At 66.2% G+C, this 14,805-nt stretch carries 12 protein-coding genes; 1 reads left to right on the top strand and 11 read right to left on the bottom strand.

Features of this window, described 5'->3' with window-relative positions; all coding sequences use genetic code 11:
- Positions 1-2: 2 nt before the first annotated feature.
- From GE073_RS07230 to GE073_RS07210, 5 genes are all read right to left on the bottom strand, one after another.
- Positions 3-1,067 (bottom strand): BMP family protein, encoded by a 1,065-nt coding sequence (locus tag GE073_RS07230; RefSeq protein ID WP_228551348.1) that lies wholly within the window; start codon positions 1,065-1,067, stop codon positions 3-5.
- Positions 1,068-1,151: 84 nt separating this feature from the next.
- Positions 1,152-2,681, bottom strand: a complete 1,530-nt coding sequence (locus GE073_RS07225; protein ID WP_101808772.1) for an ABC transporter ATP-binding protein — start codon at positions 2,679-2,681, stop codon at positions 1,152-1,154.
- A gap of 33 nt (positions 2,682-2,714) precedes the next feature.
- Complete coding sequence (locus GE073_RS07220; protein ID WP_101808771.1) at positions 2,715-3,650, bottom strand: ABC transporter permease; 936 nt, start codon at positions 3,648-3,650, stop codon at positions 2,715-2,717.
- Positions 3,647-4,810: an ABC transporter permease gene (locus GE073_RS07215; protein ID WP_228551346.1), complete on the bottom strand. Its 1,164-nt coding sequence runs from the start codon at positions 4,808-4,810 to the stop codon at positions 3,647-3,649. The genes GE073_RS07220 and GE073_RS07215 overlap by 4 nt, the downstream gene beginning before the upstream one ends.
- A 52-nt stretch (positions 4,811-4,862) precedes the next feature.
- Positions 4,863-6,248: an amidohydrolase family protein gene (locus GE073_RS07210; RefSeq protein WP_028600005.1), complete on the bottom strand. Its 1,386-nt coding sequence runs from the start codon at positions 6,246-6,248 to the stop codon at positions 4,863-4,865.
- A gap of 186 nt (positions 6,249-6,434) precedes the next feature.
- Between GE073_RS07210 and GE073_RS07205 the strand changes: the two genes are divergently transcribed.
- Positions 6,435-8,129 (top strand): PucR family transcriptional regulator, encoded by a 1,695-nt coding sequence (locus GE073_RS07205; protein WP_194843299.1) that lies wholly within the window; start codon positions 6,435-6,437, stop codon positions 8,127-8,129.
- Positions 8,130-8,232: 103 nt separating this feature from the next.
- Here the strand turns inward: GE073_RS07205 and GE073_RS07200 are convergent, their stop codons facing one another.
- The 6 genes from GE073_RS07200 to GE073_RS07175 all read right to left on the bottom strand — a co-directional run bounded on the left by GE073_RS07200 (position 8,233) and on the right by GE073_RS07175 (position 14,779).
- Positions 8,233-9,342: a Gfo/Idh/MocA family protein gene (locus GE073_RS07200; RefSeq protein WP_153784694.1), complete on the bottom strand. Its 1,110-nt coding sequence runs from the start codon at positions 9,340-9,342 to the stop codon at positions 8,233-8,235.
- An 8-nt stretch (positions 9,343-9,350) separates the two neighbouring features.
- Positions 9,351-10,031, bottom strand: a complete 681-nt coding sequence (locus tag GE073_RS07195; protein ID WP_153783138.1) for a ThuA domain-containing protein — start codon at positions 10,029-10,031, stop codon at positions 9,351-9,353.
- A 43-nt stretch (positions 10,032-10,074) separates the two neighbouring features.
- Positions 10,075-11,271, bottom strand: a complete 1,197-nt coding sequence (locus tag GE073_RS07190) for a Gfo/Idh/MocA family protein (RefSeq protein WP_043111634.1) — start codon at positions 11,269-11,271, stop codon at positions 10,075-10,077.
- 28 nt (positions 11,272-11,299) lie between these two features.
- The gene (locus GE073_RS07185) at positions 11,300-12,313 is read right to left on the bottom strand and encodes a LacI family DNA-binding transcriptional regulator (protein WP_153783137.1); all 1,014 of its coding nucleotides are present in this window, start codon (positions 12,311-12,313) and stop codon (positions 11,300-11,302) included.
- Between the two features lie 135 nt (positions 12,314-12,448).
- Positions 12,449-14,035 (bottom strand): peptide chain release factor 3, encoded by a 1,587-nt coding sequence (locus GE073_RS07180; RefSeq protein WP_028600011.1) that lies wholly within the window; start codon positions 14,033-14,035, stop codon positions 12,449-12,451.
- A gap of 114 nt (positions 14,036-14,149) precedes the next feature.
- Complete coding sequence (locus GE073_RS07175; protein ID WP_028600012.1) at positions 14,150-14,779, bottom strand: cyclase family protein; 630 nt, start codon at positions 14,777-14,779, stop codon at positions 14,150-14,152.
- Positions 14,780-14,805 lie beyond the last annotated feature (26 nt).

Genomic DNA, 14,805 nt, shown 5'->3' with positions numbered 1-14,805 from the left:
TCCTATTGTTCGTTCTTGACCTGCAGCTCGCCGCTATGGAGCGAGACGAAGACCGCCTCGATCTTGTCCTTGACCGCTTGCGGTATGCTCGATTCAAAGCCGTGGTACGGACTCAGATACACGGCGCCTTCCTTGACGCCCAGCATCTTGGGCTCCGCTTTCATGCGGCCTTCCTTGATGTCCTTCACGACCGACGCCATCGCCGCCGGGTAGTCCTGGATGACGCTGACGGCGACCGTGTCCGGCGCGAGCGCATTCAGATCGACATTGGAGCCGATCGACAGCACGCCCTTCTGCTTCGCCGCCTCGATGCCGCCGTTGCCGGCCGCGTTCGCATTCGCCATCACGACGTCCGCGCCTTTTTCGATCATCGAAATGGCCGTCTCCTTCGCCTTGGCGATGTCATCGTTGCTGCCTGTCATCGCCGTGAACACCTCGATGCCCGGCACGGCCGCCTCCGCGCCCTCCTTGAAGCCGGCGACGGAATTGGTGATCGGCGGGATGTCCGTGCCTCCGATGGCGGCAACCTTGCCCGACTTGGACAGCAGCGCGGCCGCCGTGCCCATCAGATAGCCTTGCTCGCGGTTGTTGATGCTGATCGAGGCGACGTTCGGCTCCTGAGAGACGGCGGCGCTCGTCACGAGGAACCAGGTGTCCGGGAATTCCTTGGCGATCTCCATCATCGGCTCGGCGTATTCGAATCCATGGCCGATCACGACCTGAAAGCCGTCCTGCGCATAGCCGCGGATGAACTCCGCCGCGTCGGATTGCCCGACCTTCTCCGAATGCTGGGTATCGGCTCCGAGCACATCCTTGATCTTCAGCAAGCCGTTGTAGGCGACGCTGTTCCAGCCGTTGTCGTTCACCGCTCCCGGCGTCAGCAAGGCGACCTTGAAGCCGCTCTTGCCCGCCGCTTCCGCTTCCGGCTTGGCAGTCGTTCCGGCCGCCTTGTTGCCGCCGCATCCTGCCAGCAGCAGCGTCAGCGCCAGCAGCAGCGCGATCAGCCGCGACGTCCTCATGCGGCTCCGCTTGCCGAGCCGCTTCCTGCCGTTTTCCTGCTGCTTCATTCCGTATGCCTGTTCCATCTCATCGACCCCCGTTTTGGTTTGAAATGAACCTCCTCCAGCCGCGAGCCGCGCCCGCCTGAACGGTCAGCCCTCCATGCCGGCCATCCACATGCCGATCCGGCCCGCGTCGAACTCGCCGCGCTCCAGCTGTCCGAGCAGCCGGCCCTGGTACATCACCGCGATGCGGTCGGACAGAGCGAGCAGCTCCTCCAGCTCCGTCGACAGCAGCAGCACGGCGCAGCCGCGCTCGCGCTCGGCGAGCAGCCGCTCGCGCACATGCTCGGCGGCGCCGACGTCCATGCCCCGCGTCGGCTGCATCGCCAGCAGCAGGCTCGGCTCCAGCATCAGCTCGCGCGCCAGCACGACCTTCTGCTGATTGCCTCCGGACAGCGCCCGCACCGGCTTGCTCAGACCCGGCGTCCGCACGCGGAACGACTGCACCGCCTGCTCCGCGGCCTGGCGGATTTCAAGCCGGCGCAGCAGCCCGAAGCGGCTGAACGGAGCGCTGCGATAGGACTTGGCGATCAAGCTTTCGCCGATAGTCAGATCGAGGCACAGCCCCTCGCGATGCCGATCCTCGGGGATGTAGCCGACCCCGAGCTCCGCCAGCCGCCGCGGATTGGGCCGCTCCAGGCGCTTCCCGCCCAGCTCCACCTCGCCGCTTGCGATCGGCAGCAGGCCGAGCAGCGCCTCGCACAGCTCCCGCTGGCCGTTGCCGTCGACGCCAGCGATGCCCAATATCTCACCCTCCCGCAGCTCCAGCGACACCCCCTGCAGCGGCTGGCCTTCCGGCGCCGGCGCATGCACCTCCTTCATCTTCAGATGCGTCTGCCCTTGCCGGCGCGCCGTCCGGTTCGAGACCGGCTTCAGCTCGCGCCCGACCATGAGCGCGGCCAGCTCGGAGGCGCTCGTCGAAGCGATGTCCCGGCTGGCGACGAGCTGGCCGGAGCGCAGCACGCTCACCCGGTCGCAGACGCTCATCACCTCCTGCAGCTTGTGGCTGATGAATACGATCGTCTTGCCCTGCTCCCGCAAGCGGCGCAAAATGACGATCAGCTCCTCCACCTCCGGCGGCGTCAGCACCGCCGTCGGTTCGTCGAGAATAATGAACTCGGCTCCGCGATACAGCGTCTTGACGATCTCCACGCGCTGCTGCTGTCCAACGGACAGCTCCTGCACCTTGCGCCGGGGATCGATCCGCAGTCCGAACCGCTCCGACAGCCGCTCGATGTCGCGGCAAGCCTGCCGCTTGCGGAACAGCGGACCGCGACCCTGCTTCAGGCCGATCATTACGTTTTCCGCCGCCGTCAGCGCCGGCACGAGCATGAAGTGCTGATGCACCATGCCGATGCCCGCTCTCATCGCCGCGCGAGGCGAATCGAAGCGGACCGGCGCTCCGTTGAAGAGGATCTCGCCCTCGTCCGGCTCGATCAGCCCCGAGAGCATGTTCATGAGCGTGCTTTTGCCGGCGCCGTTCTCGCCGAGGATGGCGTGGATCTCGCCGCGTCGGATATCGAGGTCCAGCCTGTCGTTCGCCGTGAACGAGCCGAACCGCTTTGTCAGTCCGCGGGTGGCGAGCATGCTTTCTCCCGCCGCTTTGCCGTTTGTCCGCATGGCGTTCCCTCCTTATCTAGGCTTCGAGCAAGCTCAGGCGCGGTTGGCGGCGCTTTTGTACGGCATGGCCGTCGCTGCCGGCGCCCGTGTCCGGCCCGAGAACCAGGATAGGGCGAGCATCGTCAGCACATACGGGAAGAGGAGGAGCAGCTGGTACGGAATCTCGATGCCGAGCGTCTGGAAGCGCAGCTGCAGCGCGTCGGCAGCGCCGAACAGCAGCGAGCTCGCCGCCGTGCCCCCTGGCGTCCAGCGGCCGAAGATGACCGCGGACAAGGCGATGAACCCTCGCCCCGCCACCATATTTTCCGTGAACTGGTTCAAGATGCCGATCGACAGCGCCGCCCCCGCAAGTCCAGCCAGCACGCCGCCGATGGCGCAGCACTGGTAGCGGATGCGATGCACGCGCACGCCGAGCGTATCGGCGGCCAGCGGATGCTCGCCGACCGCACGCACGCTGAGTCCCCAGTTCGTCCGATACAGGACGAGGCTGACGGCCGGCAGCAGCAGGAAGGCGAGATAAGTCAGCGCATTGTGCTGGAACAGCAGCGGTCCGACGACCGGCAGATCGCTCAGCAGCGGAACCGGCCACGGCTGCAGGCTGACCGCCTGCCGCGCTTCCGTGCCCATGCCGAGCAGGCTGCGCCCGAAAACGGTCGTCACGCCAAGGCCGAGCAGATTGAGCGCGGTGCCGATGATGACCTGGTCCGCTCCGGTCGTGACGACGAGAAAGGCGAACAGAAGGCCGATCAGGCAGCCCGCGGCAGCGCCGGCCGCCAGTCCCGTCCAGGCGCTGCCGCCGGCGGCCGAGCCGAGCACCGCAGCCAGCGCGCCGATCAGCATCATGCCCTCCATGCCGATGTTCAGGATGCCGCTGCGCGCCATGAACAGCACGCCGAGCGAAGCCAGCAGCACGATCGCGGACAGCCGGATTGCCGCCGCTGCGTAGTTGATCCATACGTCTGCGCTCATGCGCCTTCCCCTCCTAGCTTGGAATCGATAGCCGCGCTCTGTCCGGGTTGCCCGGATTGCCCGGAGTGCCCGGATTGCTCCGCCGACCGCCGGCCGACGAGCCGCGCGACGATCGTCCGCTTCACCCCGGCCAGCCAGTAGCGGTTGCAGAGCAGCAGGATGATGAGCACCGCCTGGATGACGTAGACGAGAGAAGTCGAGGCGCCCGTCGCGCGCTGCATCGCGTTCGCTCCGCTGCGCAGTCCGCCGAACAGCAGCGCCGACAGGATGTTTCCGAGCGGATGCGCGCCTCCGAGCAGCGCGACCGCGATGCCGTCATAGCCGAAGCCCGGGGAAAAATTCTGCAGCAGCCGATGCTGCACGCCGGCGATCTCGACCCACCCGGCCAGACCGGCGAAGCCGCCGCTCGCCATGAGCACAAGCACGGTGTTGCGCCTCACCGGCATGCCCATCACCTCGGCCGCCCGCCGGTTCGAGCCGGCAGAGCGGATCTCGTAGCCCCATGCCGAGCGATGCAGCAGGAGATAGGCGATGAGCGCCGCGCCCAGCGCGACGAACACGCCGGCATGCAGCCGCGAGCCGAGCAGCCTGGGCAGCTCCGCCGCCAGCGGAATCGCCGCCGTCTGCGGCAGCGACCCGCCGGCATCGCGCAGCGGCCCCGTCACCATGTAGCTGACGACGTACAGGCCGACATAATTGAGCATGATCGTATTGATGATCTCGCTTGCTCCTCGGCCGGCCTTGAGCGCTCCGGCGATGCCGCCCCAGAGCGCCCCGCCCGCCATGCCGCACAGCAGCGCCAGCGGCAGATGCAGCCAGCCCGGCAGCGGCGGCAGCAGCAGCGCCGCCGCCGTGCCGGCGAGCGCTCCGGCGTAGAGCTGGCCTTCGGCGCCGATGTTGAACAGGCCGCAGCGGTAAGCGAAGCTGTAGGCGAGCCCCGTAAGCAGCAGCGGCGTCGCCTTCACGAGCGTTTCCTTGATGCTGTCCGCGCTGCCGGCCGCCCCCTCCCACAGGACCGGATAGGCCGACCAGGGCGAGATGCCCGCCGCCGCCATCACCGCCGCTCCTGCCGCCAGCGCCCCGGCAAGCGCCAGAGCGTAAAACAGCGCTTCGACGAGCAGCAGGAGGGCTTTTTCACGGGCCGTGCCCTTATCTCCCAAATGGATGACCCCCTTCTATGGATCTTCTGTCGATCTCGCCTCCGATCCGGCGTCAGCCCCGCTGGGCGTAGGCCGGATAGGAGGCGGCCAGCCGGCTTCGCAGCCGATCAACGCGGCTCTGGGCGCGGCGGATCACCTCCGCCTCGTCGACGAGCGTGCAGCGGCCGCCGCTGACGACGACGCGTCCGTCCACGAGCACCGTGTGCACATCGTTGCCGTTGGCGTTGTACACGAGCGCCGAGGAGATGCGGTGCACCGGCGCGATATGCGCCTTTTGCAGATCGACGATGACGATGTCGGCCTTCATGCCCGGCGCGAGCTTGCCTAGGTCATGCTCGCGGCCGAGCGCCTTCGCTCCGCCTCTCGTGCCGAGCTCCAGCACCTGCATCGGCGGCAGCACGGTCGAGTCCATCCGATCCAGCTTGTGCAGGCAGGCGGTGAACTTGAGCACCTCCAGATTGTCCTGGCAGTTGTTGCTGCCCGGTCCGTCCGTGCCGAGCGCGACGTTGATGCCGGCCTCCAGCATGTCCGGCACTCTGGCGACGCCGGAGGCGAGGTACAGGTTGGATACGGGACAGTGGATGACGGACGCGCCCGCATCCCGGATCAGCTCCAGCTCGCGGTCGCTGAGCCAGATGCCGTGGACGACCTGGGTCGACGGCCCGAGCAGGCCGGACGCCTCGACCAGCTCCAGGTTGCGGAGGCCGAAGCGCTCCAGCGTATTTTCAATCTGGCTGCTCGTCTCCGCGACATGGATGTGGGCGATGAGCCCGCGCTCGCGGCTGAATCGGCCTGCCCGCTCCAGGAACTGCCGCGAGCAGCCGTACAGATTGAGCGGCCCCATCGCGATCCGCAGCCGGCCGCCCGCCTCGCCGTCCCAGCGCTCCAGCGCCTCCTCCGTGCGGCGGAAGATGTCCTCCTCCTCCTCGCGCAGCCGCTCCTCGTAGCTCAGATCGACTCCGCCCCGCGCCAGATAGCCTCGGATGCCGCTTTCGCGCATCGCCTGCAGCACGCCGTCCGTATTGCCTTCAAACGTATGGATGTAGTGATGGTCCATGATCGTCGTCGCGCCGGACTTCAGGTTCTCGATGCAGCCGATCATCGCCGCCAAATAAAAATCCTCTTCTTCCATCGCCAGCGAGCCCGGCCAGATCACCTGCCGCAGCCAGTCGGACAGCCGGAACTCGTCGGATACGCCGCGCAGAAACGTCTGGAACAGATGCGTATGCCCGTTGACCAGCCCCGGGATGACCGCCATCCCGCCCGCATCGATGATCCGTTCGGCCCGCGAGAGCAGCCTCGCCTCGCCTTCCTCCAGCGGCCAGCGGCCGACCTCGACGATCCGGTCGTCCTCCACCAGCACATATCCCGGCTCCAGCAGCTCTCGGCTGTCGTTCATCGTCAGGACGGAGCCGTTTCGAATCAGTATCGTGCCCATCTGTCTCCACCCCGTTTATGTCATGTTTTCTAACATTATTTGACTTGAAACTAGCATAATGGATTGCTCCCCTTGCTGTCTTTGGTTATACTTAACGAAAAAATAGAGCCCCCTTGGCTCGAATGACCAAAGGAACTCTCGCAGGATTGAATATCTGACATATATATGACGAGGGGAAGAAGGACGATGAGGATCGGAGATCTGATTGATGCGCCCGTGCTCGGCAGCTCCCGGCTCATCGGCGGCAAGGGCGGGCTCGACCGGATGGTCGCCAGCGTCAACATGATGGATTCGCCGGATATTTTTGACTTCCTGAAGCCGAATGAGCTGCTGCTCACGACCGCCTATGCCGTCAAGGACAAGCCGGAGATGCTGCTGCGCCTCATCGAGGAGATGGCCCGGCTCGGCTGCGCCGGCCTCGGCATCAAGACGAAGCGCTACTTCGACCGCATGCCGGCCGGGCTGCAGGAAGCGGCGGACCGCCAGCAGCTTCCGCTGCTGGAGCTGGGGCTGGACTGCTCGCTGGCCGATGCGGTGCAGCAGCTGATGGGCCGCATCCTGCAGTTCCGCACGGAGGAGATGCGCTATGCGCTGCTCGCCCATCGCCAGCTGACCGAGCTCGTCATGGAAGGGCGCAGCCTCCAGGATCTGACCGAGGCCGTCGGCCGCCTGATCGGCCTGCCCGTGCTGCTGCTCGGGGTCGAAGGAGAGCCGCTGGCGACGTCAAGCATCGGTGCGGGCGGCGCTTGGCCCGCTGACTTGATGTCCAGCGAGCGGCCGTCCTCCGGCACGGGCGAGCCGCTCGGCAGCTCTATTTTCCGGAGGCTGCGCGAGAGTCAAGGGCTCTCCTCCCTCCGCCCGGTCTATTTCCCGCTGGATCGCCACGGCTCCAGCTGGTCCGGCGTGCTCGCCGCGCCGATCCATACGACCCAGCTCCAAGGCGGGCTGCTGGCCTTATGCCGCGACGGCTCTCCCGACGAGATGGTCTACCAGACGCTGGAGCAGGCGGCGAACGTCGCCAGCTTCGAGCTGCTCAAGACGCTGGCCGTGCGCGAGCGCTCGCGCCGCTACAAGCATGACTTCCTCTCCGATGTCGTCGACGGGCTGATCGTCCAGGAGGACGAGATCGCGCGGCGGGGCAGCGTCTACGGCCTGCAGCCGTTGCAGCCCTATGTTTGCGTCGTCATCAAAAAAGACCCGCCGTCCGACCTGATGGCGGGGGGCGAGTCGAGTCCGCAGCGGATGGATCGGCGCGAGCGGGACGCCTTGTACGAAGCGGTCAAAAAAGCCGCGCGCTCCGCCGGTCTCGGCGGGCTGCTGTTCGCCAAGCAGGACGGCCTGGCGATGATTGAGCCTTGCCGGGCAGGCGGAGCGAGCGGACTGGAGCCGCTGCTCGGCTCGCCGCTGCAGCGAGCCGTCGGCCAAGCCGCGGAAGCGCTCGGCGCCGGACTCAGCTGCGGCATCGGCAATCCGGCCGAGACGCTGAGCTTTCTTGCGCGCTCTTTCCAGGAAGCGCAGGACGCCTGGCAGTCCGGCCTGCTCGGCGGCAAGCGGCGCTTCATCCAGTTCAGCCATGTGCGCGAGCTGCCCGAGCTGCTGCGGATGCTGCCGCTTCAGGAACGCCGCCGCTTCGTCGCCGAGACGTTCGGCGCGCTCGATCTCGCCGAGGAGAGCGAGGAGCTGCGCCGGACGCTGCGCGCCTACTACGAGCATCACGGACGTATCGCCGACACCGCCAAGGCGCTGTTCGTCCACCGCAATACGGTCATCTACCGGATCGCCAAAATCGAGCAGCTGAGCGGACGCTCCCTGCGATCTCCGGCGGACAGCCTGCGCTTCCGCACCGCCTTCCAGCTCGAGGAGCTGGACAAAACCAACTAGGCCGGGCGCGGCAGCTGCCGCATCCGGCCTTTACCCTTCCAATTCCGCGCGCCGGCGATTCCTTCCGCCGATCCGCATTCGCCGATCCGCGCTGCGGAAGCCGTCAGCCTGCCGCCGCGCCGTCCTCCGGCTGCAGCTCTGGCATCGGCTCCGGCCGCTCGCAGCGGCTGCGCATGCGGTAGCGGATGCCCGTTGCCGCCGCGTCATGGATGCCGTGCATCGCCTCCAGCACATGCGCCGCCATGTCGCCGCTCGCGCGATGAGGCCGATCCTCGCGGATCGCGCGGGCCAGATCGGCGACGCCGATGCCGCGATTGTTGTCCGTATAGCCATGCGTCAGCGGGATGCTCTCGAAGCCCGGCGAGCCGATCCGGCGCAGCTGCACGTCTCCGCCGAAGCCGTTCGGATCCGGCACGAGCAGCGTGCCCTCGGTGCCGTAGATCTCGATCGGCGGAACGGTCGTGCCTCCCGGGGTGTCGAAGCTCGTCACGAGCGTCGCTACCGCCCCGTTTTCAAAATCCAGGACGCCGGCCAGATGCGTCGGCACCTCGACCTGGATGAGCGTGCCCTTTTTCGGCTCGCTGCGGATCAGCCGCTCGGCGTGAGTCGTCACGGCCGAGCCGGTGACCGAAGCGATCGGACCGAGCAGCGTCACGAGCGCGGTCAGGTAGTACGGCCCCATGTCGAACATCGGGCCTCCGCCTTGCTTGTAGTAGAACTCCGGATCCGGATGCCAGCTCTCGTGGCCTCCGCTCAGCATGAACGCCGAGGCGGCGACCGGACGGCCGATCGCGCCTTCGTCGATCAGCCGGCGGCAGGTCTGGATCGCTCCGCCAAGGAACGTCTCCGGAGCGCCGGCGATGCGCTTGCCGGTGCGGCGCGACGCTTCCTGCAGCGCGAGCGCCTCCTCGCGCGTCACCGTGATCGGCTTCTCCGCGTAGACATGCTTGCCCGCCTCCAGCGCCTGCAGGCTGACCCGCGCATGCGAGGCCGGGATCGTCAGGTTGACGACGATCTCTACCTCCGGATCGGCCAGCAGCTCCTCCGCCGTGCCGGATTTCGGCACGCCGTACTCCGCCGCGCGCTCCGCGGCCCGGGCCGGATCGAGATCGGCGCAGAACACGAGCTCCGTTTCTTCATAAGCCTGCAGATTCTTGCAATAGATGCGGCTGATGTTGCCGCAGCCGATGATGCCGACCTTCGCCTTCCGCATGCTTCCGCTCATCGCGTCTCCTCCTGAGCCGTCCCGGCTGCCGCTTCCCGAGACGCTTGTTTTCCTTCTGCCGCCCACAGCATGCCGCGCCGCATCAGCTCCAGCACCTGCGGCATCTCGACGATGTTCGCCTGATGGCCGAGCGTGCAGTGATAGACGCGTCCTGCGCCCCAGCCCTTCGTCCAGACGACCGGCATCTCCGTCTCGCCGAACCGGGTGATCGCATGGACGTTGATCGCCGGATCGACATGCATGTAGTACTTCTCCGAGGCGACCTCGATCGTCCCGATGCCGGACGTCAGCGGATCGTCCGCGTCGACCATCTCGACATCGTAGCGGACGCCGTCGTTGCCCGGATGCGCGACCCACTGGCCGCCGACCATGTACTGATAGTCGACCTCCTGACGGAACGCGTCCGACATCCCGCCGTGGCAGCCGGCCAGCCCGCAGCCGGCCTGCACCGTCTCGAGCAGCGGCTTCAGCTGCTCCTGCTCGATCGTGCCCATCGTCCAGATCGGCACGATCAGGTCGAGCGACGCCATCAGCGCCGCATCCTTGAAGCTGTCCAGCGTATCCGAGACCTTCACCTCGAAGCCTTCGCCGCGAAGCACGCCGGCCAGCAGCTCCGCCACCTCCGCGGGCTGATGGCCGTCCCAGCCGCCTTGCACGATCAATGCCTGTTTATTCATTTCTTCTCTTCCCCTCTCCCGGTTCCCGATCTTCCGCCGCCGTTCAGCCTTGCTCCATCTCCGCCAGCTTCACCCAGCGGCGCTCCTCCACGGAGCGCTCCACCGCCTCGAGCACCTCCTGGCACTTGACGCCGTCCACGAAGCTCGGGCTCGGCTGGCGGTCTTCCGCGACCGCGCTCATCAGCTCCAGCATCTCATGCGTGAACGTATGCTCGAATCCGATCGTATGCCCGGCCGGCCACCAAGCCTCCGAATAGGCGTGGGCCGCATCCGTGCACAGCACCCGCCGGAAGCCCTGCACGTCCTCCGCATCGTCGGCGAAATACACCTCCAGCTCGTTCATCCGCTCGAAGTCGAAGCGGACGCTGCCCTTGCTGCCGTTGATCTCGAACGAGTTGGTGCTGCGATGTCCCGGCGCGAAGCGCGTCGCCTCGAAGCTGCCGAGCGCCCCGTTCGCGAAGCGCGCCAGGAACAGCGTGGCGTCGTCGACCGTGACCGGGCCGCGCGGCGCATCCGCGGACGCGCCGCCCTTCGCGCTCAGCCCGGACATTTCCGTCGGCAGCGGACGCTCCTTGACGAACGTCTCGCTCATGCCGACCACCTCGTCGAACTCTCCGACCAGATGGCGGGCCAGGTCGATCAGATGCGCCCCGAGATCGCCATGCGAGCCCGAGCCGGCGATCTCCTTTTGCAGCCGCCATACGAGCGGGAAGTCCGGATCGACGATCCAGTCCTGCAGGAACCACGCGCGGAAATGATAGATGCGTCCGAGCCGCCCTTCCTCCACAAGCTTCTTCGCCAGCTTCACCGCCGGCGAGAAGCGGTAGTTGAAGCCGGTCATATGCTTGACCCCGGCATCCTCGGCCGCCTTCAGCATCGTGCGGGCATCCGCCAGCGAGAGCGCCAGCGGCTTCTCGCAGAACAGATGCTTGCCCGCGTTCGCCGCCGCGACCGCGATCTCCAGATGCGCGTCGCTCGGCGCGTTGATGTCGATCAGATCGAGATCGTCGCGCTCCACCAGCTTGCGCCAGTCCGTCTCCAGCTCCCGCCAGCCGAGCTGAGCTCTCGCCGTCTCGGCCGCGGAGGCATCACGCCCGCACAGTACGGCCATCTCCGGCAGCAGCGGAGCGCCGCCGAAAAACATCGGCAGCGCCCGATAGGCGTTGCTGTGCGCCTTGCCCATGAACTTGTAGCCGATCATGCCGATCCGAAGGGTGTTCTTCACTTCCGCTTGCGCCATATGCCTCTCCCCGTTTCGCTTGAATTGGTCAATTCCGCTCGACATCCCGCTTCAGGCTCGACTCCCGCACGACGAGCCGCGGCGGCAGCTTCCGGTCCGGCCGCTCCAGCTCGCCGAGCGCCATCCTCGCCGCCAGCCGGCCCATCTCGTAAAAGCTGGCCGAAACGCTCGTCAGCGCCGGCTGCGTCAGCCTCGCGCCGTCGGAATCGTCGTAGCCGGCCAGGCCATAGTCCCGGCCGGCTTCCAGCCCGAGCTGCCGCATTCCTTGCAGCAGGCCGATCGCCATGCGGTCGTTCGCCGCCGCCAGCGCGTCGGCCTCGCCGCTGCGAATCAGCCGAGCCGCAGCGTCAGCCATCTCCAGCCCGCTTTTGCGGCTATAGTTGCCGACGAGCGGCTCGAGCCGCTCCGCGCCGGCGGCGCTCATCGCATCGCGGTAGCCGAGCAGCCGGTCGCGGCTGTTGGAATAATCCGGCGGACCGCCGACAAACGCCGGACGGCTCCAGCCCTGCTCCAGCAGATGCGCCGTCGCCAGCCGGCTTCCTTCCCGATGATCCGCCTCCACGGTCCGCTGCTCGAGCCCTTCCATCCGCTGATTGACGAGCGCGTAGGCATGCCCGTCCCGCTCCAGCTCCAGCAGCGCCTCTCGCTCCTCCTCGCCGTCGCGGGCGCCGAGCACGATCAGGCCGCCGACCTTGCGCTGCCGGAACAGCAGCCCGTATTCCCGCCGCTCGTCCGGGCTGCGCTGCAGCAGCAGCAGGTCGGAACCGAGCTCCCGCGCCGCCTCGCTGATGCCGCCGAGAATTTCCGAGAAATAATACGTCGAGAACAGCTGCACCTTGGGCAGGTACGGAAGCACGACTCCGATATTGCCGCTGCGCCGCTTCGCGAACTGCCGCGCCAGCTCGCTCGGCACGTAGCCCAGCTCGCTTGCCGCCTGCAGCACCCGCTCGCGGGTTTTCGGCTTCACCGCCTCGGATCCGCTGAACACCCTCGAGACCGTCGCCTCGGAAACGCCCGCCTTGTCCGCTACTTGCTTCCTCATCGCAAAACCATCTTTCCGCTTCTTCTTGGAGCCTCTGATGCCATCATAATGTACGCGCGTTCATTCTAACGCGAAGCGCTTTCAGCTGTCAATGCGAAATCGCGACATCGAGCGAGCGCAAAAAAAACCGCTCCATTAAGGAGCGGTCTCGAGGAATTTCGAGGTCGGATTTTTGTCCATGGCCGTGCGCATCGCGTACTCGTTCTCGAAGAGCGCGACATAGTTGCCCTTTTTGTCCTTCACGAGCGTCGAGTTGATGCGGTACTTGGACGGATCGATATTGTCGTCGACGATCCAGCGGGCGAACTGGAACGGCATCCGCTGCAGGATGACGTCGACGCCGTACTCGCCCTTCATGCGGTATTCGAACACCTCGAACTGCAGCTGGCCGACGACGCCGAGAATCGTGTCCTCGAAGCCGCCCGCCGTCGTGAACACCTGGATCGTGCCCTCTTCGGTCAGCTGGTCGAGGCCCTTCTCGTACTGCTTTTTCTTGAGCGCGTTCTTGATGGATACCTTGGCGAAAATCTCCGGCGAGAACGTCGGCAGCTCGTCGAACTCGAGCTCCTTGGTCATCGCGAGCGAGTCGCCGATCCGGAAGATGCCGGGATCGAACAGGCCGATGATGTCGCCCGGATAAGCCGCCTCGACGATGTCGCGGTCCTGGGCGAGGAACTGCTGCGGCTGGGCGAGCTTGATGTCCTTGCCCATGCGCACATGCTTGACGCTCATGCCGCGCTCGAAGCGGCCGGAGACGATGCGCAGGAACGCGATCCGGTCGCGGTGCGCCGGATTCATGTTGGCCTGGATCTTGAACACGTAGCCGCTGAACTTCTCGCTCGTCGGCTCCACCGGTCCGCTCGTGCTGTTGCGCGGCGTCGGCTTGGGCGCCAGCTGCAGGAAGTTCTCCAGGAACGTCTGCACGCCGAAGTTGTTGACCGCGCTGCCGAAGAACACCGGCGTCAGCTCGCCGGCTCGCACCTTCTCGAAGTCGAACGGGTCGCCCGCGACATCGAGCAGCTCCAGGTCCTGCTCCAGCTGGTCGGCCAAATAGTCGCCCGCCATCTCGCGGATGACCGGATCGCGGAAGCCGCCGACCTTGCGCACCTCGATCGTCGAGTGGTCGTTGCCCTGGAACAGCTCGACCTGGTCCTTCATGCGGTCATAGACGCCGCACAGCTCGCGGCCCATGCCGATCGGCCAGTTCATCGGCACGCTGCGGATGCCGAGCACGCGCTCGAGCTCCTCCATCAGGTCGAACGGGCTCTGCCCTTCGCGGTCCAGCTTGTTGATGAACGTGAAGATCGGAATGCCGCGCCGGCGGCATACCTGGAACAGCTTGATCGTCTGCGCCTCGACGCCCTTGGCGACGTCGATGAGCATGACCGCGCTGTCCGCGGCCGTCAGCGTGCGGTACGTGTCCTCGCTGAAGTCCTGGTGGCCCGGCGTATCCAGGATGTTGACGCGATGCCCTTTGTAATCGAACTGCATCACCGAGGACGTGACCGAGATGCCGCGCTGCTTCTCGATCTCCATCCAGTCGGAGGTCGCGTGCTTGCTTGCCTTGCGGGCCTTGACGGACCCCGCCTCGCGGATCGCGCCGCCGAACAGCAGCAGCTTCTCGGTCAGCGTCGTCTTGCCGGCGTCAGGGTGGGAAATGATGGCGAACGTCCGCCTCTTGTCGACTTCGTGTTGAATCTCTTCCATAAGTTGCTTCGTCATTGACTTCTCCTTGCTTCGTGCAATTTATCGTCAGGCTCCGACTTGTGCGTCGCTCTCCGTTGGCGGATGGCCGGAAAACTCAGATCGGATGAAGCATCGGCTTGTTCCCCTCTGTCATGAACCGATCAGCAGCGCCCGCGCGGGCGCGGCCTCGATCCCGCTCAGCTTGAGCGGAGCGATGACCATGAAGTAGGTTCCGGCGGCGACCTCCTTGAGCCTGAGGCCCTCCACAATCAGGATGCGGTTGCGGAACAGCAGCCGATGCGTCGGAAATTCCGGCTGCGAGCGCTCGATGCCGAGCGCGTCCGTGCCGATGCCTCGAACCCCTACTTCAATTAAATACCGAGCGCCATCTTCGCGCAAGTAGATAAAGTCGTCCTCGAACGTTTCCGTCTCGGAGTTGATCGTCTTGAACAGCACCCAGTCGCCCCGGACGAGGCCGAGCGGCTCCAGATCGGCGCGTCCGATGCCGTCGCGCACGGCCGTCAAGTCGACGACCCGCGCGCTTCCCACCAGCTCCTCGAGGCCGATCGTCTCGATCGTATCGCCGTCCGCCAGCATATGCAGCGGAGCGTCGAGATGCGTGCCGGTATGGAGGCCGAGCCGCAGCTCGGATTCGTAGACGCCGTCCTTGTCCGGAGGATGCGGGCTGAGCGTGCGCAGCTCCGGCTGCTTTTCGGGAGCGCGGCCCCATACGGCCATGCCGGGCTGGACCGTCATGGAGATGTCGTAGATCTTGAACATAGGAATCCCCTTTCGCGAGAAGGAAT

The organism is Paenibacillus sp. B01 (assembly GCF_009649995.1).
Lineage (GTDB): Bacteria > Bacillota > Bacilli > Paenibacillales > Paenibacillaceae > Paenibacillus_O > Paenibacillus_O pasadenensis.
The sequence above is the reverse complement of the archived record's forward strand: the minus strand, read 5'-3'. Positions and strand labels throughout refer to the sequence as shown.